The organism is Mesorhizobium sp. M0904, assembly GCF_040319475.1.
In the GTDB taxonomy this organism is placed as follows: Bacteria; Pseudomonadota; Alphaproteobacteria; order Rhizobiales; family Rhizobiaceae; genus Mesorhizobium.
In genome coordinates, this window is sequence record NZ_JAMYOC010000008.1 from 169,231 (window position 1) to 195,103 (window position 25,873).

Here is a 25,873-nt window from a genome sequence, read left to right on the forward strand (position 1 = left end):
GTTCTATCGTCCTCGGGGAGCGTCGGAAAGCGTCGTCAGGATCGATGAGAGCTGCCGGCCGGCCTCGTCGAGCACCAGCGACCAAGGGCGCCCCTCCTTGCGAATGACAATGCCCTTCGGATACCAGGGTGTCCGGTCGCCGGTCACCGGCCATGCCGTCTGAAAATTATCGTCGATGAGGAAAACAGTCGGCACGCCAAGGGCTCCGGCAAGATGGGCCGCCGTATTGCTGATCGTCACGACAGCATCGAGTGCGGCGACCTGTGCCGCGAAACCGTCCATGTCGACCATCTGGTCGACGCCGTCGTCAAAGATCAGACGCGCTTCATTGCCGTTGCGAAGGCGCCGCAACGCCGGCTTGATCTGTCCGTACTGGAGCGAAACGAAGGTCGCTTGTGTCTGGGCGATGAACCGTGCCCATTCAGGAAAATCAGGCACGTCCTTGGTGTGGGATTTGCTGCCCCAGGAGAGGCCGACCAGCGGCAGATCCGTCATCGCCCGATAGCGCTTGCGGAATGTCTCGACGTGTTCAGGATCTGCCCGCAGCGGCACGAAGTCGGCAGCAAGCTTTTCGGCATCGCGTCCGAACACCCAGGCGAGATCTTCGAAAGTCGCACGTTTGTTGGCGACCACATTCCGCTGCGCCGGGACCACGGTCGCCTTCGGGAACGTTCGCTGCAGAATTGGTACCAGGCGCGGCTCGACCCGGATTGTTGCGCTTTGCGCATAGGCAGCGGCAGCGCCGGCCAGTCGCGCGTGGCGGATAACCCGGCCAAGGCTGCGCGGGTCATCCTCCACAAGGTCGATCAGCAGTGTATCCGATCCGAGATTCTCGCCGGTCCACTCGTTCGCGCTTTTCCCTTTCCGCAGCCGGCGAGCGGAAAGCCGAAGCTCAGCTGCCCGCGCAAAGTTGCCAAGCCGTTCGAATGCCTGGCCCGCCTTCTGCATCAGCTCCGGGTCGCGATTATGATCGGCCGCGACAGCTATCTCATTGGTACCGGCTTCAAGGCCTTTCCAGTCCCTGCGAACGATCAGGGCCTCAACCCTGGCTTGCAGCTCAAGAATGGACCGCGGCTGCTTGGGGCCGGAAAACAACCTGCGCACCGCCTTTTTGTACCGGCGCACCTGAAGGCCCAGTCCACCAATCACATACCGAACATAGGAACCGTGATAAAAGCTGGTCATCGGCCTTCAGCGCAATACGCTCTGCCGCAGCTTTTTGCCGCTTTCGACCATCGGATCGGGCGTCTCCAGGTGGAATATCGAACGATATATCTCGCTGTGCTTGGCAAGCTGGTCATGCGTTCCAGCATCGACAAGCTGTCCGGCGTCAAATACGAGAATACGATCGGCCGCCTTGATTGTAGACAGCCTGTGCGCAATGCAGATCACTGTGCGCTGAAATGTGTTGTCGAAGGCTGCCTCCATGACTGCCCGTTCGTTTTCACCGTCAAGCGCCGATGTCGCTTCATCATAGACGATTACCGCAGCATTCTTGAGCAGGGCGCGTGCGATGGCGACGCGTTGTTTCTGCCCGCCCGACAGATTGGTGCCGCTCGGCCCGACAAGCGTGTCGAGCCCGTTTTCGAGCGCCGAAGCAAAGCTGGTGACCCGGGCGAGGTTCGCAGCGGACTCGATTTCCTGATCCGTGGCGTTCGGGCGGCCGTCGCGAATGTTGTCGCGGATCGAGCCTTCGAACAGGAAGACGTCCTGTGACACCAGTGCGATATTATCGCGAACGTCGGCCAGGCTGATCTTCGAAATGTCCTTTCCGTCGATCAGGATCCTGCCCTTGTCCGGCTCCATCAGGCGCAGGATCAGATTGACGATGGTGGTCTTGCCGGCGCCGGAGCGGCCGACGATCGCCAGCTTCTCACGAGGTCGCACGTCGAAGGAAACACCCTCGAGCGCCGGGCTGTTGCCGTCATAGGAAAAGGCCACATCTTCAAAGCGGATACCACCATCGACGTCGGCCAGGCGCTCGCCCGCGATTGCAAGTCGCCGCTGCTCGGGCGTGTCGATCAAATCATACATCTGTTCGACGGCGACCATTTGCTTCTGGATGTCGACATTGACCCGGGCCAACCGCTTGGCAGGCTCATAGGCAAGCAGGAACGCGGTAATGAAGGCCATGAATTCGCCGGGCGTCTTGCCGTTGCCGAGGGTCTGCCAGCTGGCGTACATAACGAAAAGCCCGATGATCACGCCGCCGCCGGTCTCCATCAATGGGCTCATCAATGCTGACGTCCGGTTGATCTGGATGCCACGTCTTTCCATCTTGCGGACGGCCTTTGCAAAGCTGGCAACCGCCTTGTCCTCGAGCTGGAAGGACTTGATGGTGCGGATGCCTTCGACGGCTTCCGTGCCGATCGACTGGACCTGTGCGGCCAATTCCGTCTCGCCCCTCGCCAGCGCCTTGAGCTTCCTGGTTATCGCGCCGACTGACAGGAACAGCATCGGCAGAACCGCCACGGATATTAGCGACATTACCGGGTCCTGCTTGACCATGACGCTGGCCAAGGCAATCAGGGTCAGCAGATCAGAGACGGCGCTGCTCGTGAGGGTGAGAATAACGGTCGCCCCGGCGCGCGCGTTGAACATGATCTTGGAGATAAATTTTGCCGGATGCTGGTTCGCGAAACGGCTGATGTCGAAATACACCATTCGGGAAAATTGACGGTTTTGAAGGTCTGAAACGATAGCCCGGCGAATCTTCCCCGTGGTGATGGTCTGGCAGTAGGCAGCTATGCCCTTGACCAGGAAAATGCCGATAATGACGACGCTGATACCCGATACAGCGGCAGCGTCTCGCTCGACATAGATGGTGTTGATCATGACTTTCATGATCCAGGCCGCTGCCCCGGTCGCCGCAGCAGCAGCGATCGAGCACAGCAAACCTGTCACATACAGCATCTTGTGCGGCGGCAGATTTTCGCCAATCAGACGCTTGATCAGCGGATATGCTGGGGCCGTTGACACTCGTTTCTTTGCAATCATCTCGTCGCCGCCCGTTGCGATCCCGTCCGGTCTTTGTGTTGTCTTGAAGCGCGAAACGGTTTCGATCACCTGTCTGTGGCTTCGTTCCCGACCGCAGTCAATGCCGAACCGGACCCTTGCACGTCATCGGCTTACGACCGTCGGTTCCTCGCATACGAGCATAGCGGACCCAGCCACGCGGCTCTTGCGCCATTCGCTGTCGGCCGCGCTATGCCCGGTCAGTGTTTCGCGAGGACCATGAGATGGCTTCCAAGAGGCGAGGTGTGATTGCTTTTGATTGAAAAGCCCACATCCGAAAGCACCGCGATCATCTCTCTATCCTTGCCAGGAGGAACGCGGGCAACGATCGTTTGAGCACGCCTGGCGATATCGCACAGCACGCGTCGCGCCTTGTCCGCGCCGAGGCTCCACTGCATGTGATGGTAGACCGCCAGCAGCATGACGATGTCATACTGCGGTTGGAGAACATTTTGCAGCTTCCGGCTGCCAAGATCGAGACAATCGAACCGGCTTTGAACCGGACAACCCAGGAAGATCATCCTGGCCGTCTTGATATGCGGCTTGAGAATGTCGATCCCATGGATCGAACTCGGTCCTAGCTTGGATATCTCATAGGCGACAACACCCATGTTGCAGCCAACATCGAGAATGGACTTCCCGGCGTAGTCGACCTCTGCTGAGAATAGGCCGTCCAGTCGGTCGTCCCACGTTCCCTTGAATCTCTTTTGCTTATTTGACCACCACAAATCATTGTTCTCCAAAAGCGGCGCCGGACTGGTTTCCTTGACGGAGGACGACTGTGCGCTGGGCCTTGGCCCCGGACCAGTTGCTGGCGCGCAAACGACACTGTCCAGAATGTCCTGTAAACGTAACCGCGGGAGAAAGGAACTCCTGATCACAGCATCCTGCGAAGACGTTTCGGGAAGCTGACGAACATCAGCCCAACAGATCGACACATCGGTTGGAAACCGCAATGTCGCTTGGCGCCCCCTACCCGGGCCTGCCCTCGAGTTCCTGAAACGTACGCCCTTTCGGCAAGGCAAGCCATGTTTGTTCTTGCTTTGTGCCGGCAGCTATGCTACTAATTTGCCTATGGTGCTGATTTGCACCAACGACCGTCTTGCCGCGAGATGCGGTTTTTCAGCCAGGCTCGATCAAAGCTCGCCCGCATTGCCGGGCTTTTTGGCCAACAAGGTCGAGCGCCGGCCTTTTCGGCAGCTTCCGAGAAGGGAAATCGGAAAAGCAGCTTCCGGTTCTCGTCGCAGATTTCGAAGGAAAGGTCTGTCAGGACTGGGCTGCCGCTGAGCAGACCCTCGGCCAGGATTTCCTTGGCCGAAGCCATGGCGTTGTCCTGGGCGGCAGACAGGCCATCCAGGTCCTGCCCCTCGAAATCTTCCGTCAAGCGGCCGTCATTGTTGGTAGTGTCTCAGTTTGAAATTTGAGACCGGTCAGCCTATCAGAATGCATGAAGTCATATTTCTTGGTTGGGACAATAGGGAAGGCCCAAACTGAAGCGGAGTTGGACCGACAACTCCCCGGCCAACGGCACCCTTGGGTGCTACCCAGACTCGGTGGAGGCGATGCTATCGCCTACGTCAGTTTGGAAGCCAACGGGGATGTCCAAGTCGATGTTACCGGTCGGCACCACCCGAAGGATCAAGTCGTATTGCGCCTGCTGCGATTGCTCCGAAATGAAGTCGGCGGCACTATCGAAGATGACGGCTAGATGCCGCGTTTTTGTACGGCCCACGCTTGCCCGGCTTCGGCCCCTCCAAGAAGAACAACGGCGAAGGCAAAGAAAAGATGCTCACTTGGACCACGCTGAGCTCATTAAATGAAAACGATCTCCTCTACCGTGGCGCGGTGTTTCGCTTCCGTGCAGTAACACCAATCGAAGAGATCCGAGAATATATGCTGTTTGAAACCTTCGAAGCATCCGGTCTAGGGCTTGTCCGGTGCAGCGGCTATGGCGCGGGCCACGTCTCGTCTATTTGCCGAAGGAAGCGAGGGCAAAGGGCGCAATGGCAATATCGCCAATTTGGCTTGCCTCGCATTGGCGCAAATGGATCGGTCATTCTACCCCAAGCGAAGTTTGGGTATCCAAGGCGGCGCGGGAGCCGCCGGAGCGGCTGCCAGCCAGTGATGCCTTCGAGATGAAGCCGGGCAATCTTCCGCCCGATAAAAAATGAATTCAAACTGAGACACTACCTCATTGTTTCAGAAATGAAAAAATATCTCGGCATGCCTGCTCCGGCTGGTTGGTTTATGTCGTCGCGAGCGGTCTCAGGAACAGCGTTGGATTCGTACAGGACAGCACTGTACGATTTTGACATCGGGATTCATGGCATTCAGGCCTTCATGCGTCAGGTCGATCGAACAGCACCCCCAGCCCATGCTCGAACGCACATGCCGCAATCATTTCGTCCAGGGCTTTTCCGGAGACCGGGCAATTCGGCATGACAGCCGTGATCGCCATCTCAGCCGCTGCGGTGGAAACCTCATCGTGGCGCCTCTTCCTGGTCTCGATATATTGCTCGATCAGAATTTTCAGGCGCCGCGCTGCAATCTCGTCAACGACCATCGTTCTCCCTCGATTCGGCACAATGTCCGTCTTCCGGGTGAAAGGTCCGCTGCCATTGGGTAGCAGCGGACCACTCGGCTGGGTGACCCAATAGCCCGAGGCGGGGGTCTCGGACCGTCACACAATAGCTTCGAGAGGCCACTCGTTCCAGAACGCTGCCGTTGGTAATATTCGTACACTGAACATTGCCGCAGGCAGTCCGCGACTGTGCGATTTTTCGGCTAAGCTGCCGTCGCCGGATACCGGATCAGCTCCGGCTTTGATAGCTGTAGATGCCTGCGCCGATAGCGACCGCTCCTACGGTGATCAGAATCGATGGCACCCCCATCAACGTCGCGACGATCCCCCAGACGATGGCGACGGCGATTGCGCCGGCAGTCCCCAGGACCAATCTAAGCCGTTTCGACATTATCCATTCCCCCAAAAGTGCATCTCTGGCCTTTTCCGGTCGAAATACCGCAATGCGGCACCATTGTCTGCCCTTCGTCCAACTTTCTATGCCGCCCCTGAGCCCGACCGCTGAGGCGTAAGCGATCCGTTTGCCGCCCTGTTGCAAACACCCACTCGACAGCGAGGAAGCTTTGGGCGCGAGCCCGAGAAGCGGGGCGTCAGAAGCGAGGTATCTATGCAAAATTTTCGGAATTTACTCCGGTTCTCGATCAGGCCATGGCGGCCACGACAACCGCAATAGTCATCACGGGCCTTACGCCCGAGACAACCGAAGCGACTTTGATTTGCCATAGGTTGGTCTGCCAGATGGCGAGTAATGAACCCAGTGCCTTCGGCACCAAAAATCAGCGTAAATGCAGCTGCGAAAATGTAAGCGAGGGCGCTAACAACCATCCCTCCCCGCACAATGTCAACAAGGGGCCCTTCGGCGGCTCAAACAGTAGCAGCGGATCGCGTGGTGCCAGCAGTTCGAGCGGCAGCAGCGGATCCGCGGCAGCAGTGGCTCGAGCGGCAGCAGCGGATCAAGCGGCAGCGGTGCTTCGAGCGGCGGCAATGACGGCACAAGCACTAGCGGCGCAAGTGGATCGAGCAGCAGTAGCGGGTCCAGCGGCGGCAACGATGGGACAAGCAGCAGCGGCGCAAGCGGCTCCAGCGGTTCGAGCGACGGCAGCAGCGGATCGAACGGCGGCGGATCGACCAGCGGAACAGGCGGTACCAGCGGCGGTGGCCACTCTACTTGACCCATGCCGGCGACCTGGCGGCCGCCAACGGCAATCAATCCTCATAACAACGGGAGTAGTAGCTTGACGCTCCAACCGAAATCGGCGACCGCGCCCCTCACCGGCCCCGCAGGATTGCTTGGTCTTGCGCTGGCTGTCGCGATGCTCGTCGACAGAAGCTGGCCTGTGCATTTGCAGGCCATGAACGCGTCTGTTCGCAAAAGCGCGTCGGTCGCCGATCGGGCGCTCCGGCTGAATGCCACCCGTGATCTGACGGTCTGCGGCAGTTGGCGCGCCTATCGCCTCAGCGCGTGATCGCGATGCCGCTCCTCGCCGCTCATCGGCAACGGCCGATCGCCCTCGAGCAGGCGGGTGATCCGTGCGAAGCCGGTAAAAGCCTTTCGCGCTTCCTCGGCCGACATCCGGCCGGCCATGGCAGCAGCGCAGCAATTCACGGCGCACTGGTAAACCGGCCCGCGCCGCCCGGCCGGCCATTTTCGCAAGAATGCCATTGCTTCGGCAACGCTGTCGATCTCCTCCACGGGCTGTCCCTGTCCGCGCAAAATCCGCACAGGTGAAAAGAATTGCAAACGGTCCATCGTTCCTCCCCGTCGACCGGTTGCGTGCGATCGAACCCCACTAAACTCGCGAACCGGGCTTTGGTTCCCGGCAAAGAGGGCTTGGCTTGGAAAATGTTGGCCGGACCAGACGAGCAGCGGTGGAAACGCCCGGCAGCCCCTATCGGATGACATCTTGCCCCAATTGGATGACATCTTGCTATGGTACGGGAACGTTAGCGCGGCTGATGCATTTCGATGCCACGAACAGTCTTGTTTGAGGGAAATGCCAAAACATGAGAATAGCCCATGTGGCGCCGCTCCATGAATCCGTGCCACCCCGGTTCTATGGAGGGACGGAGCGCATCGTCTCCTATCTGACCGAGGGATTGGTCGAGCTTGGCCATGACGTGACCCTGTTCGCCAGCGGCGATACCAAGACATCGGCAAAATTGGTGGCGTGTCGCGAGCGCGCGCTCCGTCTCGATCCGCGCCCGCACAAATCCGAAACCGCGGCGCATCTCGCGATGCTCGCCGAGGTGAGGAACCGGGCGCAACAGTTCGACATCATCCATTTCCATCTCAGCCACTTCCTGCATTTTCCTTTCTTCGAACACATACCTGACCGCACGGTGACGACACCGCATGGCAGGCTCGACTATGTCGACCTGGCCCCGGCCTACGAACGTTTTCCGCGCTTTCCGATGATCTCGATTTCGCGCAGCCAGAGAACCGGGCTACCCACGGCCAATTGGCTGGCGACCATCCATCACGGGCTGCCGATCAATATCTACGAGCCGACTTTCGAGACGGATGCGGACGAGCCGTATCTGGCCTTTCTGGGCCGGCTGTCGCGCGACAAGCGGCCGGACCGTGCCATTGAGATCGCCTTGCGCTCCGGGCTGAAACTGAAGGTTGCGGCAAAGATCGGCGACGACGACCGCGCTTTTTTTCACGACACGGTCGAGCCGCTGATCGACGGCGACCGTGTCGACTACATCGGCGAGATCGAAGAGGACAGAAAAGCGGAATTCCTCGGCAAGGCGGCCGGCCTGCTGTTTCCGATCGATTGGCCGGAGCCGTTCGGTCTTGCCGCGATAGAGGCTATGGCCTGCGGCACGCCGGTGATCGCCTGGAAATGCGGTGCCCTGCCGGAGATCATCGACCACGGCGTGACCGGTTTCCTTGTCGATTCAGTCGATGCTGCTGTCGCCTCGATACCGGAATTGCTGCGCCTCGACAGGCGACAGGTGAGAGCCGTATTCGAAAACCGTTTTTCTGCCACGAGAATGGCCCACGACTATGTGACTGCCTATGCGCGCCTGATCGGCACTCCCGGTGAAGCGAGAGCGTCCTGATCGGCGTCATTGTGGACGTTGGAAACGAAACGACAGAGCTTGTGACGTATGAATCAACTCGACGAGCGTAAGCTTGATCCCGCTGTAGCCCTTGCCTCGCTCGACGAGGTTGCGCCCCGGGAGCCGCACCGACTGTTCGCCCTCAAGCAAGGCGACTGCTTCGCGGTGGCCGACGCTTATGGCGACATCCGCGGCGCCGGCGACGGCTTTTTCCGAGACGACACGCGTGTGCTTTCGGAATTCCGGCTGACGATCGGTGGCCGGCAAATGTCGCTGCTGGGCGCATCGCTCAGCCAGGACAATGTGCTTTTCACCTCGAACCTGACCAATCTGCCGATCCAGAGTGTCGGTGGCCGCGACATTCCGCAGGGCGCGATCCACATAGAACGCGTCAGGCTGCTTTGGCAGGACCGGCTGTTCGAGCGCATCACCCTTTCGAACTACAGCCAGGAATCGTCGGCCATTCGGGTTTCCTTGCATTTCGCAGCAGATTTCCGCGACATGTTCGAGGTGCGCGGTTCGACCCGGCTCAAGCGCGGAATAGCCCACGCCGCCGAGACCAGTCCGACATCCGTGGTGCTTCGATATGACGGGCTGGACCAGCTCGTACGCCTGTCGGCGATCTCGTTCTCGCAGGCGCCGGACAATTTGACCGCCAGCCGTGCGGATTTCCTGGTTGCGGTGACGAAGCGCAGTAGCGAGGTCCTCTATATCGAGGTCGGCCCGGAGGTGGCGGAGACACCCGACCGCGACCGTTTTCGGGCTGCCGCCGCCCGCGCTCGCTTCGGCATGCGCGCCAAACGCCGCCACGGCGCGACGGTGCACAGCTCCGGCCGCGTCTTCAACGACTGGATCGAACGCGCGCGCGCAGACGTGGCGTTGCTGACCACCGAGCTTGCAACCGGACCTTACCCCTATGCCGGCATACCCTGGTTCTCGACGGCGTTTGGCCGTGACGGGGTGATTTCCGCACTGCAGATGCTGTGGTTGAATCCTGGGCTGGCGCGCGGCGTACTTGCCTTTCTCGCCCAGCATCAGGCAACCGAAACGTCGCCGTTCAGCGATTCGCAGCCGGGCAAGATCATGCACGAGACCCGCAAGGGCGAGATGGCGGCGCTGCGGGAGCTCCCGTTCGGCCGCTATTACGGCGGTGTCGATACCACGCCGCTCTACATTCATCTCGCTTGCGCCTATGCGGATCGTACCGGCGACATGGCGTTCGTCGACAGCCTGTGGCCATCGCTCTGTGCAGCGGCCGAATGGACGGAAGAGACAAGCCGCGCGACCGGCTTCGTTACCTACCAGCGCGGCGCCGAGACCGGCCTCGCCAACCAGGGCTGGAAGGACAGTTTCGATTCCGTCTTCCATGCCGATGGCCGCATGCCCAAGGGGCCGATCGCCCTGGTCGAGGTGCAAGGCTACGTCTTTGCTGCGTTCCGTGGGCTGGCGGCGCTCGCCCGCCGCCGCGGCGAGGACGACAAGGCCGATCATTGGGAGGAACGCGCCGAAACCATGCGCGCCGCGGTGGAACGCCATTTCTGGATGGACGATCTCAATTTCTATGCACTGGCGATCGATGGTGCAGGCGAGCTCTGCAAGGTACGGACGTCGAATGCCGGCCATCTTCTCTATGTCGGGCTGCCCGAGCCGGAACGGGCGCAGATGGTCGCCGATCAGCTGCTCTCCGCGTCGTTCCACTCTGGTTGGGGAGTGAGGACGCTGGCCGACGATGCGATATTCTTCAATCCGATGTCCTACCACAATGGCTCGATCTGGCCGCACGACACCGCCATGTGCGGTGCCGGCCTGGCACGTTACGGCGTGCGCGACAGCGTGGTCCGGCTGATGAGCGGCACGTTCGAATCGGCTGTCCATTTCAACATGCGGCTGCCGGAACTGTTCTGCGGCTTTACCCGGTCGCCGGGCGAAGCGCCGATCGCCTATCCCGTCGCGTGCCTGCCGCAGGCCTGGTCGGCGGGATCGGCCTTCATGCTGATGCAGGCCTGCCTTGGCCTCGAAATCGACGGCTGGAAGAGCGAAATCCGGGTCACCCGCCCAAGGCTGCCGATCGGCATCGACACGCTGACATTGCGGCATCTGGGTGTCGGCTCGACGGTGGTCGACCTCACATTCCAGCGTGTCGGCGACCGGGTCGTCGCCTTTCTCGCCGATCGGTATGAGGGGATGGTGCCGCTCATCGTGCGCACTTGATGCCGCCGCGCTGCGACGCATCGAAATGATGCCCGGCATTGCAATCGTCCGGAACCGATAGCCTCTTTGTGCGTTGCAAAATGGGCAGCGGGGGATGCTGTCGTCGTCACACGGCAGCGAACCAGAAAAACAAACAGAAACGGCTATCGGCCGGCCGGAGGCGAGATCACATTCGATGTCAGATTATACTGTAAACCTGCTCTGGGTTTTGCTGATTGCAAGTTTTGGCTTTTCCGCTTTTGCCATTCTCCTATCGATATCCCGCCAGCGCCGCGGCCGCGCAACGGCGGCCGCATACACGCCGAGCGAGGATGTCGCGTCGGAAGCGGCACGCAAGGTGCTGCGCGAGTTCGAAAAGAACGGCCAATCGGCCGATGCGGCACTCGTCACGTGGTCGCCCGACACCTTGCGCAAGATCCTGGCCGATGACCTGCCGGACGCACAGGTCATCGTCGTGTCCAACCGCGAACCCTACATCCACAACATCAAGGATGACGGCGTGCAACTTTTAGTGCCGGCCAGCGGGCTGGTTTCGGCACTCGAGCCCATCACCCGCGCCTGTGCCGGCACCTGGATCGCCTATGGCGGCGGCACGGCAGACCGCCTCACAGTCGACAAGGACGACCGGGTGCAGGTGCCGCCAGGCAATCCGTCCTACACGCTGCGCAGGGTCTGGCTGACGGAGGAGGAATATCAAGGCTATTATCTGGGTTTCGCCAATGAGGGGCTATGGCCGCTTTGCCATATCGCCTTCACCCGCCCCGTGTTTCGCGCCTCGGACTGGGACGCCTACGAGGCCGTCAACCGCAAATTCGCCGATACGGTGGTTGCCGAAGCCCGCAACGAACGGCCGATCGTGCTAGTGCAGGACTACCATTTTGCGCTGCTGCCGCGCATGATTCGCCAGCGCCTGCCGGACGCGATAGTCATCACCTTCTGGCATATCCCCTGGCCCAATTCGGAAGTGTTCAGCATCTGTCCGTGGCGTGAGCGGATCCTGGAGGGACTGCTCGGCAGTTCGATCATCGGCTTTCATACCCAATTCCATGCCAACAACTTCACCGAAAGTGTCGACCGCTTTCTGGAGAGCCGGATCGAACGGGCAGACGCGGCAATCTCCTATGGTGGGCAGACCACATTGGTCCACGCCTATCCCATTTCCATAGAATGGCCGGCCCAATTGCTGGCAAAACTGCCGTCTGTCGAGGAGTGCCGCGCCCGTGTCCGCGACAGATTCGGCCTGTCAGCGGATACCAAACTGTGCATCGGAGTCGAGCGCCTCGACTACACGAAAGGCATTCTCGATCGCTTCCATGCCTTGGACGAATTGTTCACGAAATATCCCGAATGGATAGGCAAGGTGGTTTTCCTGCAGATCGCGGCGCCGAGCCGGGGGACATTGCCCGCCTACCAGCAACTCCACGACGAATGCCGCCGCTATGCCGACGAGCTCAACCGGCGCTATGGCAGCGAGACATACAGTCCTATCCTGATGGTCGCCGAACATCATCGGCAGGAGCAGGTCTACGAGGTCTATCGCGCCGCCGACATCTGCATGGTCACCAGCCTGCATGACGGCATGAACCTTGTCGCCAAGGAATTCGTCGCAGCGCGCGACGACGAACAGGGCGTGCTTTTGCTCAGCACCTTCGCCGGTGCGTCGCGCGAACTGCTGGAAGCACTGATCGTTAACCCCTACGATGCGGCCATGATGAGCGAGGCGCTGTTGCAGGCGCTGACGATGACGCCGGAAGAGCAGCGCGAACGTTTGCGGCCGATGCGTGAGATGGTCCGCGACAACAACGTCTACCGCTGGGCCGGCAGCATGCTGCTGGACGCCGCGCGCCTGCGCAAACGCGGCGATCTCGACAGGGTGACCGGAACCGGCGAGCGCCCGCCATCGAACACCAACAACGTCATCTCGATGTTCGAGCGGGCACGGAAGGCAGCATCGTGAAAAGCTTTGAACAACCGCCGGCGTTGAACCTGTCGGAAGGGCAATGGGCGCTCTTCCTCGACATCGACGGAACCTTGCTGGAACACGCTGCCCATCCCGACGCGGTGTTCGTCGGCGAGGAATTGCGCAATCTGCTTGGACGCATCGAGCGGCGGCTGGATGGTGCGGTCGCTTTCATCACCGGCCGATCGATCCCCGCCGTGGACAAGCTGTTCCATCCGCTGAAGCTGCGGATCGCCGGACTATATGGGCTGGAGCACCGGCTGACGCCGACGGGTCCCATCGATGCCGCCGACGCGCCGGCCGACATCGCCGCCCTTGCCGACGAGATCGAGGCCGAACTGGGCAGCGGCAAGGTCTATGTCGAGCGCAAGGGGCCGGTCCTTGCCGTTCATACAAGAGCAGCACCGCAACTGCTTGCGCCCGCAATCCAGCTCGTCGAACAGGCATTGGCCCGGCTTCCGAAGGGTTATCGGGTGCTTCCGGGAAACGCCGGCGTCGAGCTCATGCCCCTGGAAGCCGTCAAAGGTGCAGCCATCCGGCGTTTTATGGACATTCCGCCCTTTGTCGGCCGGCGGCCGATATTCCTCGGAGACGATACATCGGACGAACACGGTTTCGAGGCGATCAATGAAATTGGCGGCATCTCCATCCGTGTGAAGCCGAACGGGCCGACGGCCGCAAACTATGCCCTCGACGACGTGACCGGCGCAATAGCCTGGCTCAAGGCCAGTTTCGAGACATCGGCGGTCTCCGGTGCTCTACCGGCCGACAAGCAGGCAGAGACCGAATCAAGGGCGAAGATCAACATCGCAGCCACGGCATCGTCCGGCCGATAAGCGCGGTTCTCATTGAATGTCTTTAAGGCCAAAGCCGGCAAATCGTCTGCTTGCCGGTTCCCCTGCGTCAGGCTTAACCTGCTCCCATGCGTGGAGGCGCGTGCCATAACGAGGGGAGGACATAGCAATGACCATACAAGGCGCATCACCGGACCTGTACAATGACGATCTCGCCCCGGCGAAGGTTCGAAACTGGGGACCGTTCTCGATCTTCAACGTCTGGACGTCGGATGTCCACAGCCTGTGGGGCTACTATCTGGCGGCCAGCCTGTTCCTGTTTTGCGGCGGCTTCGTCAACTTCATCATCGCCATCGGTATCGGTTCGCTGATCATCTATGCATTGATGAACATGGTCGGCTATGCCGGCGTGAAGACCGGGGTGCCCTACCCTGTCCTGGCGCGTGCCTCCTTCGGCATCTGGGGCGCCAACATACCGGCGCTGGTGCGCGCCATAGTCGCCTGCTTTTGGTACGGCGCGCAGACGGCGGCTGCCTCAGGCGCGATCGTAGCTCTGCTGATCCGCTCGCAGTGGTTCGCCGACTTCAACCAGAGCACACATTTCCTCGGCCACTCCGGGCTCGAGGTGATCTGCTTCGCCGTCATCTGGGCGCTGCAGCTCCTGATCATCCAGAAGGGCATGGAAACGGTGCGCCGCTTCCAGGATTGGGCCGGACCGGCGGTGTGGGTGATGATGCTGATCCTGGCCATCTATCTTTGCATCAAGGCAGGCACCTTCGCCTTCACCAGCGACATCCCGATGGATGTGCTGCTGGAAAAGACGAAGGACGCGGGCGTGCCGGGCACGCCGGGCTCCTGGACCTCGCTGTTTGCGGTGGCGGCTATCTGGGTGACCTATTTCTCCGCCCTCTATCTCAACTTCTGCGATTTCGCCCGCTATGCGCCGGACAAGGCATCGCTGCGCAAGGGCAACATCTGGGGCCTGCCGGTCAATCTCATCCTGTTCTCGCTTGTCGCCGGCGTCACCACGATCGCCGCCTTCGACGTTTATGGCGAAGTGCTGCTGCATCCCGACCAGATCTCGGCGAAGTTCGACAGCTGGTTCCTGGCGGCGCTCGCAGCGCTGACTTTTGCGGTGGCGACGCTCGGCATCAATGTGGTGGCGAACTTCGTGTCGCCGGCCTTTGACTTCTCCAACGTTTTTCCACGCCAGATCGACTTCAAGAAGGGCGGTTACATCGCGGCGTTGATAGCGCTTGTGCTTTATCCTTTCGCGCCCTGGGAAGGCAGTGCTGCCTCGTTCGTCAACATCATCGGCGCGACGATGGGGCCGATCTTCGGCGTGATGATGGTCGACTATTACCTGATCCGGAAGGGCGAGGTCGACGTCGAGGCGCTCTACAGGGAGAATGGCGAATTCCGCTTCCAGGGCGGCTGGCATGTCAATGCCTTCATCGCCGCCGGTATCGGCGCGGTCTTCTCCTCGATCCTGCCCAACTTCACCAGCCTGCTGCCGTCATGGTGGGGCGTCTATGGCTGGTTCTTCGGCGTGGCAATTGCCGGCGTCATCTATTACGTGCTGCGCACGATGGCACTCGGTGCCGGAGCCAGGATAGCCAAAGCTTGAGCGATTCGGGGCGGCGCAAGCCGCCCCGTTCATTCTGCGACCATCTCGGCCAGGCGGCGTACGGTGTTCCAGTTGCGCGAGGTGCCGATGCCCAGGCGTTTGTGACTGACCGCTGCAAGCAGCCGCGAACTCGGCGTCTCGCGCGAAAAGACGATCCAGATGTCGCCGCCGACAATCCGCAGCTTCTCGCCCTTGCCGGCATAGGCCTCAAGCGCCGCGGCGGCCTCGTCGCGAACGGGCGCCCGCATCACGCGCACCGCCACCTGGTCCGCGGCCTCAGCCGATTCGGCTGGGAACGGATTGCCGGCCGCCAGCCCCAGCCAGCAGTCGGCGCGGCGCACGATGATGTCCACGTGGCGGCCGAAAGTCTTTACGAACGCCGCCTCCAGCCGCTGCTCCAACGCCGCAAGTTCTGTTTCTTGCGCCTCGAAAACAAGATTGCCGGTCGCCACCAGCGTGCGCGGGTTATTCAGGCCCAGGCCTTCGGCCATCGCCTTCAGATCGGACATGACGACCCGCCGCCCCTCGCCCAGAACAATGCTATAGAGCAGCGCGACGTAAGTTTGCATGGGCGGCTGTTTAGACCAGACGCGACTGCTCTACCGCCGCTTCGATGAAGCTGGCAAACAGCGGGTGTGGATCGAGCGGCCGGCTTTTCAGCTCGGGATGGTACTGCACGCCGATGAACCAGGGGTGGTCTGGATATTCGACCGTTTCCGGCAGCACGCCGTCCGGCGACATGCCGGCAAACACCAGGCCGCAATTCTCGAGCCGCTCCTTGTAGTCGACATTGACCTCGTAGCGGTGACGATGGCGTTCGGAAATCTGGGTATCGCCATAGATCGCAGCGATCTTCGATCCCTTGGCGAGGTCGGCCTGGTAGGCACCAAGCCGCATGGTACCGCCAAGGTCGCCGGTTTCCCTGCGCTTTTCCAGCATGTTGCCCTTCAGCCATTCGGTCATCAAGCCGACGACCGGCTCCTCGGTCGGGCCGAACTCGGTCGATGATGCGTGCTCGACGCCGGCCAGCGAGCGCGCCGCCTCGATGCAGGCCATCTGCATGCCGAAGCAGATGCCGAAATACGGCACCTTGCGCTCGCGCGCGAACTTCGCCGCCAGGATCTTGCCCTCCGAGCCGCGCTCGCCAAAACCGCCGGGGACGAGAATGCCATGGACCTTCTCCAGCCATGGCGCCGGGTCTTCCTTCTCGAATATCTCGCTTTCGATCCAGTCGAGCTTGACCTTCACCCGGTTGGCGAGGCCACCATGCGACAGCGCCTCGATCAGCGATTTGTAGGCGTCTTTGAGGCCGGTATATTTGCCGACGACGGCAATGGTCACTTCGCCTTCCGGATTGTGGATGCGGTTGGACACCGCTTGCCACCGTTCCATGCGCGGCTTCGGCGCCGGATCGATGCCGAAGGCGGCCAGCACTTCCGAATCCAGCCCTTCATTGTGATAGGCCATCGGCACGTCGTAGATGTGCGGGACGTCGAGCGCCTGGATGACGGCGCTTTCGCGGACATTGCAGAACAACGACAGCTTTCTGCGCTCTTCCTTGGGGATCGGCCGGTCGGCGCGGACCAGCAGTATGTCGGGTGCAATACCGATGCCGCGCAACTCCTTGACTGAATGCTGCGTCGGCTTGGTCTTCAGTTCGCCCGCGGTCGGAATGTAAGGCATTAAGGTCAGGTGGACGTAGACGGCGTTGTTGCGCGGCAGGTCGTTGCCGAGTTGGCGGATCGCCTCCAGGAACGGCATCGCTTCGATGTCGCCGACGGTGCCGCCGATCTCGCACAGCACGAAATCGTAATCGTCATTGCCGTTGAGGACGAAGTTCTTGATCTCGTCGGTGACGTGCGGAATGACCTGCACGGTGGCGCCGAGATAGTCGCCACGCCGCTCGCGCTCGATGATGTTCTTATAGATGCGGCCGGTGGTGATGTTGTCTTGCTGGTTGGCCGAGCGGCCGGTGAAGCGCTCATAATGGCCAAGATCGAGATCGGTCTCGGCCCCGTCATCGGTCACAAAGACTTCGCCGTGCTGATAGGGCGACATCGTGCCGGGATCGACATTGAGATAGGGATCGAGCTTTTTGATGCGTGCGCGATAGCCCCGCGCCTGCAAGAGAGCCCCAAGGGCCGCCGCAGCAATGCCTTTTCCAAGTGAGGAAACCACGCCGCCTGTGATGAATACATATCGCGCCATGGGAGTCATCGCTTAACGCGGCCGAATTGATTCCGCCAGAGAAAAAACCGCCGCGAAGGCTTTTTCCCAAGAAGGCGCTCTGGTCGTTGGCGTATCAAAACAAAAGGGCCGGCGAGGCCGGCCCTTTTGGCACGATCTGTCAAAGCGTCAGATGATGACGACTTTGGTGCCTACTTTCACCCGGCGGTAAAGGTCCATGACGTGCTCGTTGATCATGCGGAAGCAGCCATTGGAGGCGCTGGTTCCGATCGACTGCGGCGCGATGGTGCCGTGAATGCGCAGGTGGGTATCCTTCTTGCCGTCGTAAAGATAGATGGCGCGCGCACCGAGCGGATTGTCGCCGCCGCCGGGCATACCGTCCTTGTATTGGCCATAGTGCTTGGGTTCGCGCTTTTGCATATCCAGCGTCGGAATCCAGCGCGGCCATTCCTGCTTGTCGCCGACGGCAACCGTACCCTTGAACTGCAGGCCTTCCCGGCCGACCGCGATGGCATAACGGCGGGCGGTTGACGATGATTCGACGAGGTAGAGACGGCGAGCGCTGGTATCGATGACGATGGTGCCCGGGTTGTAGCCAGTGAATTCGACCTCCTGCGGCACGAATTCCGGCTTGACCTTGAACTGCCGCTTGGCCTGCTTCCTTTCGAGTGCGGCGTCGAGCGCGCGTGTTTCCGGAAGCAGCGACATTGACGACGAAGTTGTGCCGCCGAACAGTCCCGCGAACAGCCCGACGCTCTGCGGCTTCTGCCCCACCGGTTCGCTGCGCAACTCGCCATTGTTGCCGGTCAGGGCAACGTTCATGGCCTCGGCCGGGATCGGCTCGGCCGACTGGATCGGCGCAATCGGTTCGATGATGTTGAGGGTCTTCTTCTTCTTGGCTGGCGTAGCGTCAGCCACCTTCGCCGCCGCGAGCGGCTGGCTCTTCTTGGCAAGGAATGCCTGCCGTTCCGCATCGGCTTTGGCTTTCGCCGCCTCCCGCATCGCCAGCTTCCTGGCTTCGAGTGCTTTGGCGCGAGCGGCTTCCTTGTCGGCTGCGATCTTGGCTTCGATCTTGCGGATCTGCGCAAGGTCGTCCGGCGTCGGATCTTTCTTCTTCTTGAGAAGCTTCAATTGCGCCGCATCGCTTTTGGCAGCGACGTTGACGACGTCGGTTGTTGCTGCGGCTTTATGGGCCGAGTTTGCCGTCGGCATGGCCGCGTAAGCGGGCGCACCTAGGCTGAGCACGGCACAAAGGCCGGCAAAAATGAAGCTGCGAAGCTGCATGGGGAAGATCCGATCGTTCAATGCTTGTTGCCCACGGCATCGCCCGGCGCCCCCCAAGGACGCCGAGAATGCCGCGTGCAACCTATAATCGATTAGCCGGAAGCGCCTCAAGCGCGCGGTGCGGTCGAATCTTCGTGATCGTGCGGCATTTGCCGCGACTGTGTTCAAACGACAACAGATCGCGGCATAAGATGCCCGATTACTGGTTGGGGACCTGCGGCGTGGCCGGCGCGGTGGCGCCGTTTGTCGCTGGCGGCGTCGCCGGAGCGGTTGCCGGCGGCGTCGTTGCCGCGCCATTGCCGGACGGCGGGGTCGGCGCCGTGGTGCCCGAAGGCGGCGTCGGCGTCGTGGTTCCGGGCAATTGGTTGAGTACGCCCTTGCCTGCCCCGTCCGAGGTCGCCGGCACGCGATCGAGAATGTCGATCGGCTTTTCGCCATAGCGCGCTACGATCGACAGTGTCAGCGAAGTGACGAAGAAAGCTGCGGCCAGGATCGCCGTCGCCCGCGTCAGCGCATTGGCGGCGCCACGCGCGGTCATGAAGCCCGATCCGCCGCCGATGCCGAGGCCGCCGCCTTCGGAGCGCTGCAGCAGCACCACGCCGACAAGCGCGAGCACGACCATGAGGTGGACGACGATCAGTACGGTTTCCATAATTTATCCTGGCAAGGCCTGGTGCGGCCGCTGATTTGGAGGCGGCTCAATACAATGCTTTGACGGCATTTCCAAGCCCGTGGCCGGAATATGGGAAGCAATGCGTCCTTTGCAACGATTTCGGCGCCGGCCGTCCGCTCAAATGCAGCAAGCAGCCTTGTATCAAGCGATGTTTCGATAGGCTTCCGCGATGCCGAGGAAGTCCGCCGCCTTTAGGCTGGCGCCGCCGACCAGCGCGCCATCGACATTCCTGACGCCTAGCAACTCGACGGCGTTGGACGGCTTGACCGAGCCGCCGTAGAGAATGCGCATCTTGGCCGCCGTATTGCCGAGCTTCCGGGCCAGTTCTTCGCGGATATGCGCATGTGCCTCGGCGACGTCGGCGGCGGTCGGGGTCAAGCCGGTGCCGATCGCCCATACCGGCTCATAGGCAATGACGGTGTTGGAAGCCGTGGCGTTTGGCGGGACCGAGCCAGCGACCTGGCGCGACAGCACGTCGAGCGTGGCTCCTGCTTCGCGTTCGGCTCTTGTCTCACCAATGCAGATGATGGCCACCAGCCCGGCACGCCATGCGGCGGAGGCCTTGGCCTGCACTAAGGCATCGTCCTCCTTGCGATCGGCGCGGCATTCGGAATGGCCGACAATGACATGGCTGGCTCCTGCATCCTTCAGCATCTCGGCCGAAATGCAGCCGGTATAGGCGCCGCTTTCCTCGGTGTGGCAATCCTCTCCGCCGGCCCGCACCGGTGTGCGCGACAGAATCTCGGCGGCGTGCGCAAGTAAGGTCGCCGGCACGCAGAGCACCGCTTCGGTCTCGGCGTCGAGCCCGCTCATGAAGCCGTTGCCGATCATCCTGAGCTCGTTGAGCGAGGCGCTGGTACCGTTCATTTTCCAGTTGCCGGCGACGAGCGGGCGGATTCCAGGCGTCATGGGATTGTTTCTCCGGGCAATTTCCAGCTGGCCCTCACTATCAAAATCAGGCCACAAAGCAATCGACAGTGAGCAGGAAGGGCGCTATTGCGCTTGTTTCAGACTCGGCGCATGCGAAATGCGCAAAAATCGGAAGTACTCATGCTTGGTATGTTGAGAAGTGCGGCAGGGACCTGGGTCGCGAAACTGCTGCTGTCATTGTTGGTGTTGAGCTTCGCCGTCTGGGGTATCTCGGGACGGCTGATGGGCGGTCTTGCCGGCCATGACGCCGTGATCACGGCCGGAGTCACCAAGGTCTCTATCAACGAATACCGCCTCGCCTATGATCGCCAGCTCAGCGTCATGTCGCAGCAATTCGGCCAGCGCATCAGCCGTGAGCAGGCGACGGCGCTCGGCATCGACAACCAGGTGCTGGCGCAACTCGTATCGGGTGCCGTCCTCGACGAGCAGGCCCGCAAGCTCGGCCTCGGCCTGTCCAAGGACCGGCTCGCCGAACTGACGCGTGAAGACCCGGCGTTCAAAGGGCCTGCCGGAACCTTCGACAGGAGAACGTTCGAGTACCTGCTTCGGCAGATCGGCATGCGGCCGGAAGACTATTTGAAGAACCGCGCCCAGGTCGCGGTCCGCCAGCAGATCGTCGAGGCGGTTTCGGACGGCCTCAAGGCCCCTGATACATTCTTCAAGGCGGTCGCGCTCTATCGCGGCGAAGATCGCACCATCGACTACCTGACCTTGCCGAAATCGCTTGTCGAGCCGATAGAAGCGCCGTCCGACAGCGTGCTTTCGGCCTATTTCGAGGACAACAAGAAAACCTACGCCGCGCCCGAATACCGCAAGTTCTCCTATGTCAGGCTCGAGCCGGAAGACATCATGGATTTGAGCGCGGTGACCGACCAACAGGTCAGCGACGACTACAACAAGAACAAGGCGCGCTACACCACGCCGGAGATGCGCACCATCGAGCAGCTTGTATTCAAGACGCCTGATGCCGCAAAGGCGGCGCTCGATTCGCTCAGGACCGGCGCGACTTTCGACAAGATCGTCGCCGCCGAGGGCAAGACCCCGGCCGACACGCTGCTCGGCACGCTGGCCAAGGACAAGATCGCCGACAAGGCGGTCGCCGACGCCGTCTTCAGGCTCAACGTCAATGAGGTCAGCCCGGTCGTACAAGGCGCATTTGGTCCCGTTCTGCTGCGCGTCACCGAGATCAAGCCGGAAGTGGTGAAGCCGCTGGCCGAAGTATCCGAGCAGATACGCAAGGACCTGGCACTGGGCGAGGCAAGCCGCATCTTGCTGGACGTGCACGACAATTACGAGGATACGCGCGCCTCGGGCAGTTCGCTCGCCGAGGCAGCCGCCAAATTGAAGCTGAAGGTCGTCACCATCGACGCCATCGACCGCACCGGCCAACGGCCGGATGGAAGCATCGTCAAAGACCTGCCGGAATCGCCGGCGCTCATCAAGGCGGTGTTCGAATCCGAACCCGGAACCGACAATGAAGGTCTCACCACCGCCGATAACGGCTTCGTCTTCTACGACGTGAGCGCGATCACGCCGGCCCGTGACCGCACATTGGACGAAGTCCGCCAGAAGGTCGTGGCCGACTGGACCGCGGCGGAGACCACCAAACGGCTCACCGCAAAAGCGCAAGAGCTCGAGAAGCGTCTCAAGGCCGGCGCGACGCTCGAGGTGATCGCCGGTGAGCTCAAGCTCGAAAAACAGACCAAGCGCGGCGTCAAGCGCGATGCTGACGACGTCGATTTCGGCAAGGAAGGGGCCGCCGCGATGTTCGGCGTCGGCGAAGGCGGCACCGGGCTGATCCCCTCGCCCACGGGCGACGGACAGATCTTGTTCAAGGTTGCCGAGGTATTCGAGCCCGCCGGGGCCGACGCCAGCTCAGTACCCCAGGACGCACAGAAATCCTTCACATCCGGCATGTCCGACGACCTGCTCGACCAGTTGGTAGCGCAGTTGCAGACGCAATATGACGTCCGCATCGATCAGACGGCCGTAACCCAAGCCCTGGCCAGATGAGCGCACTGAAGATCCACATCGCCAAGGTCGCCGCCGGCAGCGCTCTTTCTTTCGAGGAGGCGCGCGAGGCCTTCGACATTATCATGTCGGGCGATGCTACTCCGGGCCAGATAGGCGGCTTCCTGATGGCATTGCGCGTGCGCGGCGAGACCGTCAGCGAGATCGCCGGCGCCGTCGCCACCATGCGCGCCAAGATGCTGCGCGTCGAAGCCCCCGAGGGCGCCATCGACATTGTCGGCACCGGCGGCGACAATTCGCACAGCGTCAACATTTCGACCGCATCCGCCTTCGTCATCGCCGGCAGCGGCGTGCCCGTCGCCAAGCACGGCAATCGCGGACTGTCCTCGCTGACCGGCGCCGCCGATGTGCTGATCGCATTGGGCGTCAAAATCGACATCCCTCCGGAGACGATCGGCCGCTGCATTCACGAGGCCGGCGTTGGCTTCATGTTCGCGCCGGCGCATCACCCGGCGATGAAGCATGTCGGCCCGACCCGGGTCGAGCTCGGCACCCGGACCATCTTCAACCTGCTGGGCCCGCTTTCCAATCCGGCCAGTGTCAGACGGCAAATGGTCGGCGTGTTCCTGCCCGAATGGATCATGCCGGTGGCAGAAACGTTGAAGGAGCTTGGCGCCGACCACGCCTGGGTCGTCCATGGCGACGGCTATGACGAGATCACCACCACCGGCGAAACGCAGGTCGCCGAATTGGCCGGCGGCGAGATACGCAGCTTTGTGCTGACCCCGGAAGCAGTCGGGCTGACGCGTCACACCAAGGACGAGTTGCGCGGCGGCGACGCCGCCCACAACGCCCAGGCACTGCGCGACATGCTGGGCGGCGCCGCTGGCGCCTTTCGCGATACGGTGCTGATGAATGCCGGCGCCGGGCTGGTGGTGGCCGGCAAGGCGACGACGCTTGCCGACGGCATGGTAACGGCGGCGCAGGCCATCGACAGCGGCCGCGCGCTGAAAGTGCTCGACAGGCTGGTCGAGATTTCGAACGGTTAAAACCATGTCCGACATCCTGCGCAAGATCGAGGCTTACAAGCGCGACGAGATCGCGGCGGCCAAGGCACGCGTGCCATTGGCCGAGATCAAGGCACGGGCGACGGATGCCGACGCGCCGCGCGGCTTTCTTTCCGCCCTTGAGACTAGGCGCAAATCCGGCGGGTTCGCGCTGATTGCCGAAATCAAGAAGGCTAGCCCATCCAAAGGCCTGATCCGCGCCGATTTCGATCCGCCGGCGCTGGCCAGGGCCTATGCGAAAGGCGGTGCCGCCTGCCTTTCGGTGCTGACCGACACACCCTCTTTCCAAGGCGCGCCCGAATTCCTCACCGCTGCGCGCGCTGCCGTCGAGTTGCCTACCTTACGCAAGGATTTCCTGTTCGACCCCTATCAGGTCTACGAGGCCAGGGCATGGGGCGCCGATGCCATCCTGATCATTATGGCCAGCGTCGACGACGCGTTGGCAAGAGAACTCGAAGCGACAGCTTTCGGGCTCGGCATGGACGCGCTGGTCGAAGTGCATGACGAGGCGGAAATGGAACGTGCGCTGCGGCTGTCGTCGCGGCTGATCGGCATCAACAACCGCAATCTCCGGACCTTCGAAACCAGCCTCGAGACCTCGGAACGGCTGGTAGCGATGGTACCGGGCGGCCGCCTTCTAGTCAGTGAGAGCGGGATCTTTTCGCATGACGATTGCCGCCGGCTGGAGCGGAGCGGCATCGCTACTTTCCTGGTCGGCGAGAGCCTGATGCGTCAACAGGACGTGGCCGCGGCAACGCGCCTGCTGTTGACGGGCAAGGCGCCGGCAGAGGCGATCTGAGATGGCGGCCGCCCTCACCCATCTTGGCGCGCAGGGCGAAGCCAACATGGTCGATGTCGGCGACAAGGCTGAGACGGTGCGCACGGCAGTCGCGGAAGGTTTTGTCGCGATGCGGCCCGAGACGCTGGACATGATCCTCGCCGGCGACGCCAAGAAGGGCGACGTGCTGGGCACCGCGCGCATTGCCGGCATCATGGCGGCCAAGAAGACGCATGAACTGATCCCGCTCTGCCATCCGCTGCTGCTGACCAGGATATCTGTCGACATCGAGCCGGACGCAGCTTTGCCCGGCCTGAAGGTCACAGCATTGACCCGCGTCACCGGCAAAACCGGCGTTGAGATGGAGGCCCTGAGCGCCGTCTCGGTCGCTTGCCTGACCATCTACGACATGGCTAAGGCGGTCGACCGCGCAATGGTCATCTCCGGCATCAGGCTGGTTGAAAAGACCGGCGGCAAATCCGGCGACTACAAGATCACCGGGGCCACCGAGGCAGGCCGCTAATGGCGCTGGTCCCAGTTGCCGAGGCGCTCGAGCGCCTGCTGGACGGAGCAGTTGCGCTGCCGGGCGAACGTGTCGCGCTGCTGGATGCCGCCGACCGCGTGCTGGCGGAGCCGGTTGTGGCGCTCCGCACCCAGCCGCCGTTCAACGCCTCCGCCATGGACGGCTATGCCGTGCGGGCGGCCGACATCGCGTCCCTACCGGCAAGCCTTTCGGTGATCGGCATGGCGCCGGCCGGACGCGGCTTTGCCGGAACGGTGCAGCAGCGGCAGGCCGTGCGCATCTTTACCGGCGCGCCGCTTCCCGCAGGCACCGACACTATCGTTATCCAGGAGAACGTCCGCGACCTCGGCGGCGGCAAGGTCGAAGTGACAGAGCCGACGGTGCAGGGACGCAACATCCGCCGCCTTGGGCTCGATTTCGCCAAGGGCGATGTCCTGCTGCCCAAAGGCCGCCTGCTCGATTCGGCCGCCTTGTCGCTGGCGGCATCGGCCAACCACCCCGAGGTCGGCGTGGTCAAACGGCCGCTGGTCGCCATCATCGCCACCGGCGACGAATTGCTGCCGCCGGGCAGCGAGCTTGGCCCTGACCAGATCATCTCCTCCAACGCCTATGGTGTCGCTGCCGCCGCACAGTCGGTCGGTGCGCTGGCGCTCGACCTCGGTATCGCGCCGGACCGCAGGGAGGCGATCGCGGCATTGGTTGAAAAGGCCGTGAAGGCTGGCGCGAACGTCATCGTCACGCTGGGCGGTGCCTCGGTCGGCGACCACGACTTCGTCCATGACGTGCTGACCGGGCAAGGCATGACGCTCGATTTCTGGAAGATCGCCATGCGACCGGGCAAGCCGCTGATGTTCGGGCGGCTGGGCGACATTCGCTGCATCGGCCTGCCCGGCAATCCCGTGGCGAGTCTGGTGTGTGCTCAGCTCTTCCTGAAGCCGCTGCTGGCCCGGCTCGGCGGCCGCGCCTTTCAGCAGGATATCCGTCGGGCAGGGCTCGGTGCTGCCATGCCGGCCAACGATCTCAGGCAAGATTATGTGCGGGCTGTTGTCACAGACGATGCCGGTGCGCTCGTGGCGACGCCGTTCGGCATCCAGGACTCCTCGATGCTGAAAATGCTGGCCGATGCCAACGGGCTGATCGTCCGCGCGCCGTTCGCGCCTGCTGCGGCGGCGGGCTCCCCCTGCGACGTGCTGATGCTACGCTGAA

Annotated in this window: 24 protein-coding genes; 11 read left to right on the forward strand and 13 right to left on the reverse strand. The window is 61.9% G+C overall.

Annotation, left to right across the window (positions count from 1 at the left end; translation table 11 throughout):
• Positions 1–3: 3 nt before the first annotated feature.
• The 7 genes from NKH80_RS11195 to NKH80_RS11220 all read right to left on the reverse strand — a co-directional run bounded on the left by NKH80_RS11195 (position 4) and on the right by NKH80_RS11220 (position 6,773).
• Positions 4–1,185, reverse strand: a complete 1,182-nt coding sequence (locus NKH80_RS11195) for a glycosyltransferase family 9 protein (RefSeq protein WP_352991575.1) — start codon at positions 1,183–1,185, stop codon at positions 4–6.
• 6 nt (positions 1,186–1,191) lie between these two features.
• Positions 1,192–2,979 (reverse strand): ABC transporter ATP-binding protein, encoded by a 1,788-nt coding sequence (locus NKH80_RS11200; RefSeq protein ID WP_352688353.1) that lies wholly within the window; start codon positions 2,977–2,979, stop codon positions 1,192–1,194.
• Positions 2,980–3,215: 236 nt separating this feature from the next.
• Positions 3,216–3,758 carry a class I SAM-dependent methyltransferase gene (locus tag NKH80_RS11205; RefSeq protein WP_352991577.1) on the reverse strand — a complete coding sequence of 181 codons (543 nt, stop codon included), beginning with the start codon at positions 3,756–3,758 and terminating at the stop codon, positions 3,216–3,218.
• A 329-nt stretch (positions 3,759–4,087) separates the two neighbouring features.
• Complete coding sequence (locus tag NKH80_RS30100; RefSeq protein WP_502896086.1) at positions 4,088–4,399, reverse strand: DUF6894 family protein; 312 nt, start codon at positions 4,397–4,399, stop codon at positions 4,088–4,090.
• Positions 4,400–5,353: 954 nt separating this feature from the next.
• Positions 5,354–5,578 carry a hypothetical protein gene (locus tag NKH80_RS11210; protein WP_352507298.1) on the reverse strand — a complete coding sequence of 75 codons (225 nt, stop codon included), beginning with the start codon at positions 5,576–5,578 and terminating at the stop codon, positions 5,354–5,356.
• A gap of 247 nt (positions 5,579–5,825) precedes the next feature.
• A complete protein-coding gene (locus tag NKH80_RS11215; RefSeq protein ID WP_352507299.1) occupies positions 5,826–5,987 on the reverse strand; it encodes a hypothetical protein in 162 nt (53 codons plus the stop codon).
• Positions 5,988–6,437: 450 nt separating this feature from the next.
• Positions 6,438–6,773 carry a hypothetical protein gene (locus tag NKH80_RS11220; RefSeq protein ID WP_352991579.1) on the reverse strand — a complete coding sequence of 112 codons (336 nt, stop codon included), beginning with the start codon at positions 6,771–6,773 and terminating at the stop codon, positions 6,438–6,440.
• Positions 6,774–6,831: 58 nt separating this feature from the next.
• On the opposite strand from NKH80_RS11220, the gene NKH80_RS11225 reads away from it, so the two are divergent.
• Positions 6,832–7,062 carry a hypothetical protein gene (locus NKH80_RS11225; RefSeq protein ID WP_352507301.1) on the forward strand — a complete coding sequence of 77 codons (231 nt, stop codon included), beginning with the start codon at positions 6,832–6,834 and terminating at the stop codon, positions 7,060–7,062.
• Here NKH80_RS11225 and NKH80_RS11230 read toward each other — a convergent pair.
• Positions 7,044–7,346 (reverse strand): DUF982 domain-containing protein, encoded by a 303-nt coding sequence (locus tag NKH80_RS11230; protein WP_352507302.1) that lies wholly within the window; start codon positions 7,344–7,346, stop codon positions 7,044–7,046. The two genes, NKH80_RS11225 and NKH80_RS11230, sit on opposite strands and share 19 nt — an antisense overlap.
• A gap of 254 nt (positions 7,347–7,600) precedes the next feature.
• Between NKH80_RS11230 and NKH80_RS11235 the strand changes: the two genes are divergently transcribed.
• The 5 genes from NKH80_RS11235 (at position 7,601) to NKH80_RS11255 (ending at position 15,254) form a co-directional block, all read left to right on the forward strand.
• On the forward strand, positions 7,601–8,662 hold the full coding sequence (locus tag NKH80_RS11235) for a glycosyltransferase family 4 protein (RefSeq protein WP_352507303.1): 1,062 nt from the start codon (positions 7,601–7,603) through the stop codon (positions 8,660–8,662).
• 48 nt (positions 8,663–8,710) lie between these two features.
• Positions 8,711–10,873: an amylo-alpha-1,6-glucosidase gene (locus tag NKH80_RS11240; RefSeq protein WP_352478897.1), complete on the forward strand. Its 2,163-nt coding sequence runs from the start codon at positions 8,711–8,713 to the stop codon at positions 10,871–10,873.
• Between the two features lie 175 nt (positions 10,874–11,048).
• The gene (locus NKH80_RS11245) at positions 11,049–12,830 is read left to right on the forward strand and encodes an alpha,alpha-trehalose-phosphate synthase (UDP-forming) (protein ID WP_254817288.1); all 1,782 of its coding nucleotides are present in this window, start codon (positions 11,049–11,051) and stop codon (positions 12,828–12,830) included.
• Entirely contained in the window at positions 12,827–13,669 is an 843-nt protein-coding gene (gene otsB, locus NKH80_RS11250; protein ID WP_352507304.1) for a trehalose-phosphatase, read from the forward strand. The genes NKH80_RS11245 and otsB overlap by 4 nt, the downstream gene beginning before the upstream one ends.
• Positions 13,670–13,796: 127 nt before the next feature.
• Positions 13,797–15,254, forward strand: coding sequence for an NCS1 family nucleobase:cation symporter-1 (locus NKH80_RS11255; protein ID WP_254817290.1), 1,458 nt, complete (start codon positions 13,797–13,799; stop codon positions 15,252–15,254).
• A gap of 29 nt (positions 15,255–15,283) precedes the next feature.
• Here NKH80_RS11255 and NKH80_RS11260 read toward each other — a convergent pair whose 3' ends face one another.
• The 5 genes from NKH80_RS11260 to tpiA all read right to left on the reverse strand — a co-directional run bounded on the left by NKH80_RS11260 (position 15,284) and on the right by tpiA (position 20,307).
• Entirely contained in the window at positions 15,284–15,823 is a 540-nt protein-coding gene (locus NKH80_RS11260; RefSeq protein WP_352507306.1) for a DUF1697 domain-containing protein, read from the reverse strand.
• 10 nt (positions 15,824–15,833) lie between these two features.
• On the reverse strand, positions 15,834–17,462 hold the full coding sequence (gene pyrG, locus NKH80_RS11265) for a CTP synthase (protein ID WP_352478901.1): 1,629 nt from the start codon (positions 17,460–17,462) through the stop codon (positions 15,834–15,836).
• A 147-nt stretch (positions 17,463–17,609) separates the two neighbouring features.
• Positions 17,610–18,725, reverse strand: a complete 1,116-nt coding sequence (locus tag NKH80_RS11270; RefSeq protein ID WP_352507307.1) for a L,D-transpeptidase — start codon at positions 18,723–18,725, stop codon at positions 17,610–17,612.
• A 199-nt stretch (positions 18,726–18,924) separates the two neighbouring features.
• Positions 18,925–19,377: a preprotein translocase subunit SecG gene (gene secG, locus NKH80_RS11275; protein WP_254817294.1), complete on the reverse strand. Its 453-nt coding sequence runs from the start codon at positions 19,375–19,377 to the stop codon at positions 18,925–18,927.
• 162 nt (positions 19,378–19,539) lie between these two features.
• The gene (tpiA, locus tag NKH80_RS11280) at positions 19,540–20,307 is read right to left on the reverse strand and encodes a triose-phosphate isomerase (protein ID WP_352507308.1); all 768 of its coding nucleotides are present in this window, start codon (positions 20,305–20,307) and stop codon (positions 19,540–19,542) included.
• A gap of 141 nt (positions 20,308–20,448) precedes the next feature.
• Between tpiA and NKH80_RS11285 the strand changes: the two genes are divergently transcribed.
• From NKH80_RS11285 to NKH80_RS11305, 5 genes are read left to right on the forward strand one after another with little or no spacing between them, the layout of a single operon-like run.
• Entirely contained in the window at positions 20,449–22,341 is a 1,893-nt protein-coding gene (locus NKH80_RS11285) for a peptidyl-prolyl cis-trans isomerase (protein WP_352991582.1), read from the forward strand.
• The gene (gene trpD / locus NKH80_RS11290; RefSeq protein WP_352507310.1) at positions 22,338–23,348 is read left to right on the forward strand and encodes an anthranilate phosphoribosyltransferase; all 1,011 of its coding nucleotides are present in this window, start codon (positions 22,338–22,340) and stop codon (positions 23,346–23,348) included. Before NKH80_RS11285 ends, trpD begins: the two co-directional genes overlap by 4 nt.
• A 4-nt stretch (positions 23,349–23,352) precedes the next feature.
• Positions 23,353–24,165, forward strand: a complete 813-nt coding sequence (gene trpC / locus NKH80_RS11295; RefSeq protein ID WP_352991584.1) for an indole-3-glycerol phosphate synthase TrpC — start codon at positions 23,353–23,355, stop codon at positions 24,163–24,165.
• Between the two features lies 1 nt (position 24,166).
• Complete coding sequence (moaC, locus tag NKH80_RS11300; RefSeq protein ID WP_352876699.1) at positions 24,167–24,667, forward strand: cyclic pyranopterin monophosphate synthase MoaC; 501 nt, start codon at positions 24,167–24,169, stop codon at positions 24,665–24,667.
• Positions 24,667–25,872, forward strand: a complete 1,206-nt coding sequence (locus NKH80_RS11305) for a molybdopterin molybdotransferase MoeA (RefSeq protein WP_352991587.1) — start codon at positions 24,667–24,669, stop codon at positions 25,870–25,872. The genes moaC and NKH80_RS11305 overlap by 1 nt, the downstream gene beginning before the upstream one ends.
• Position 25,873 lies beyond the last annotated feature (1 nt).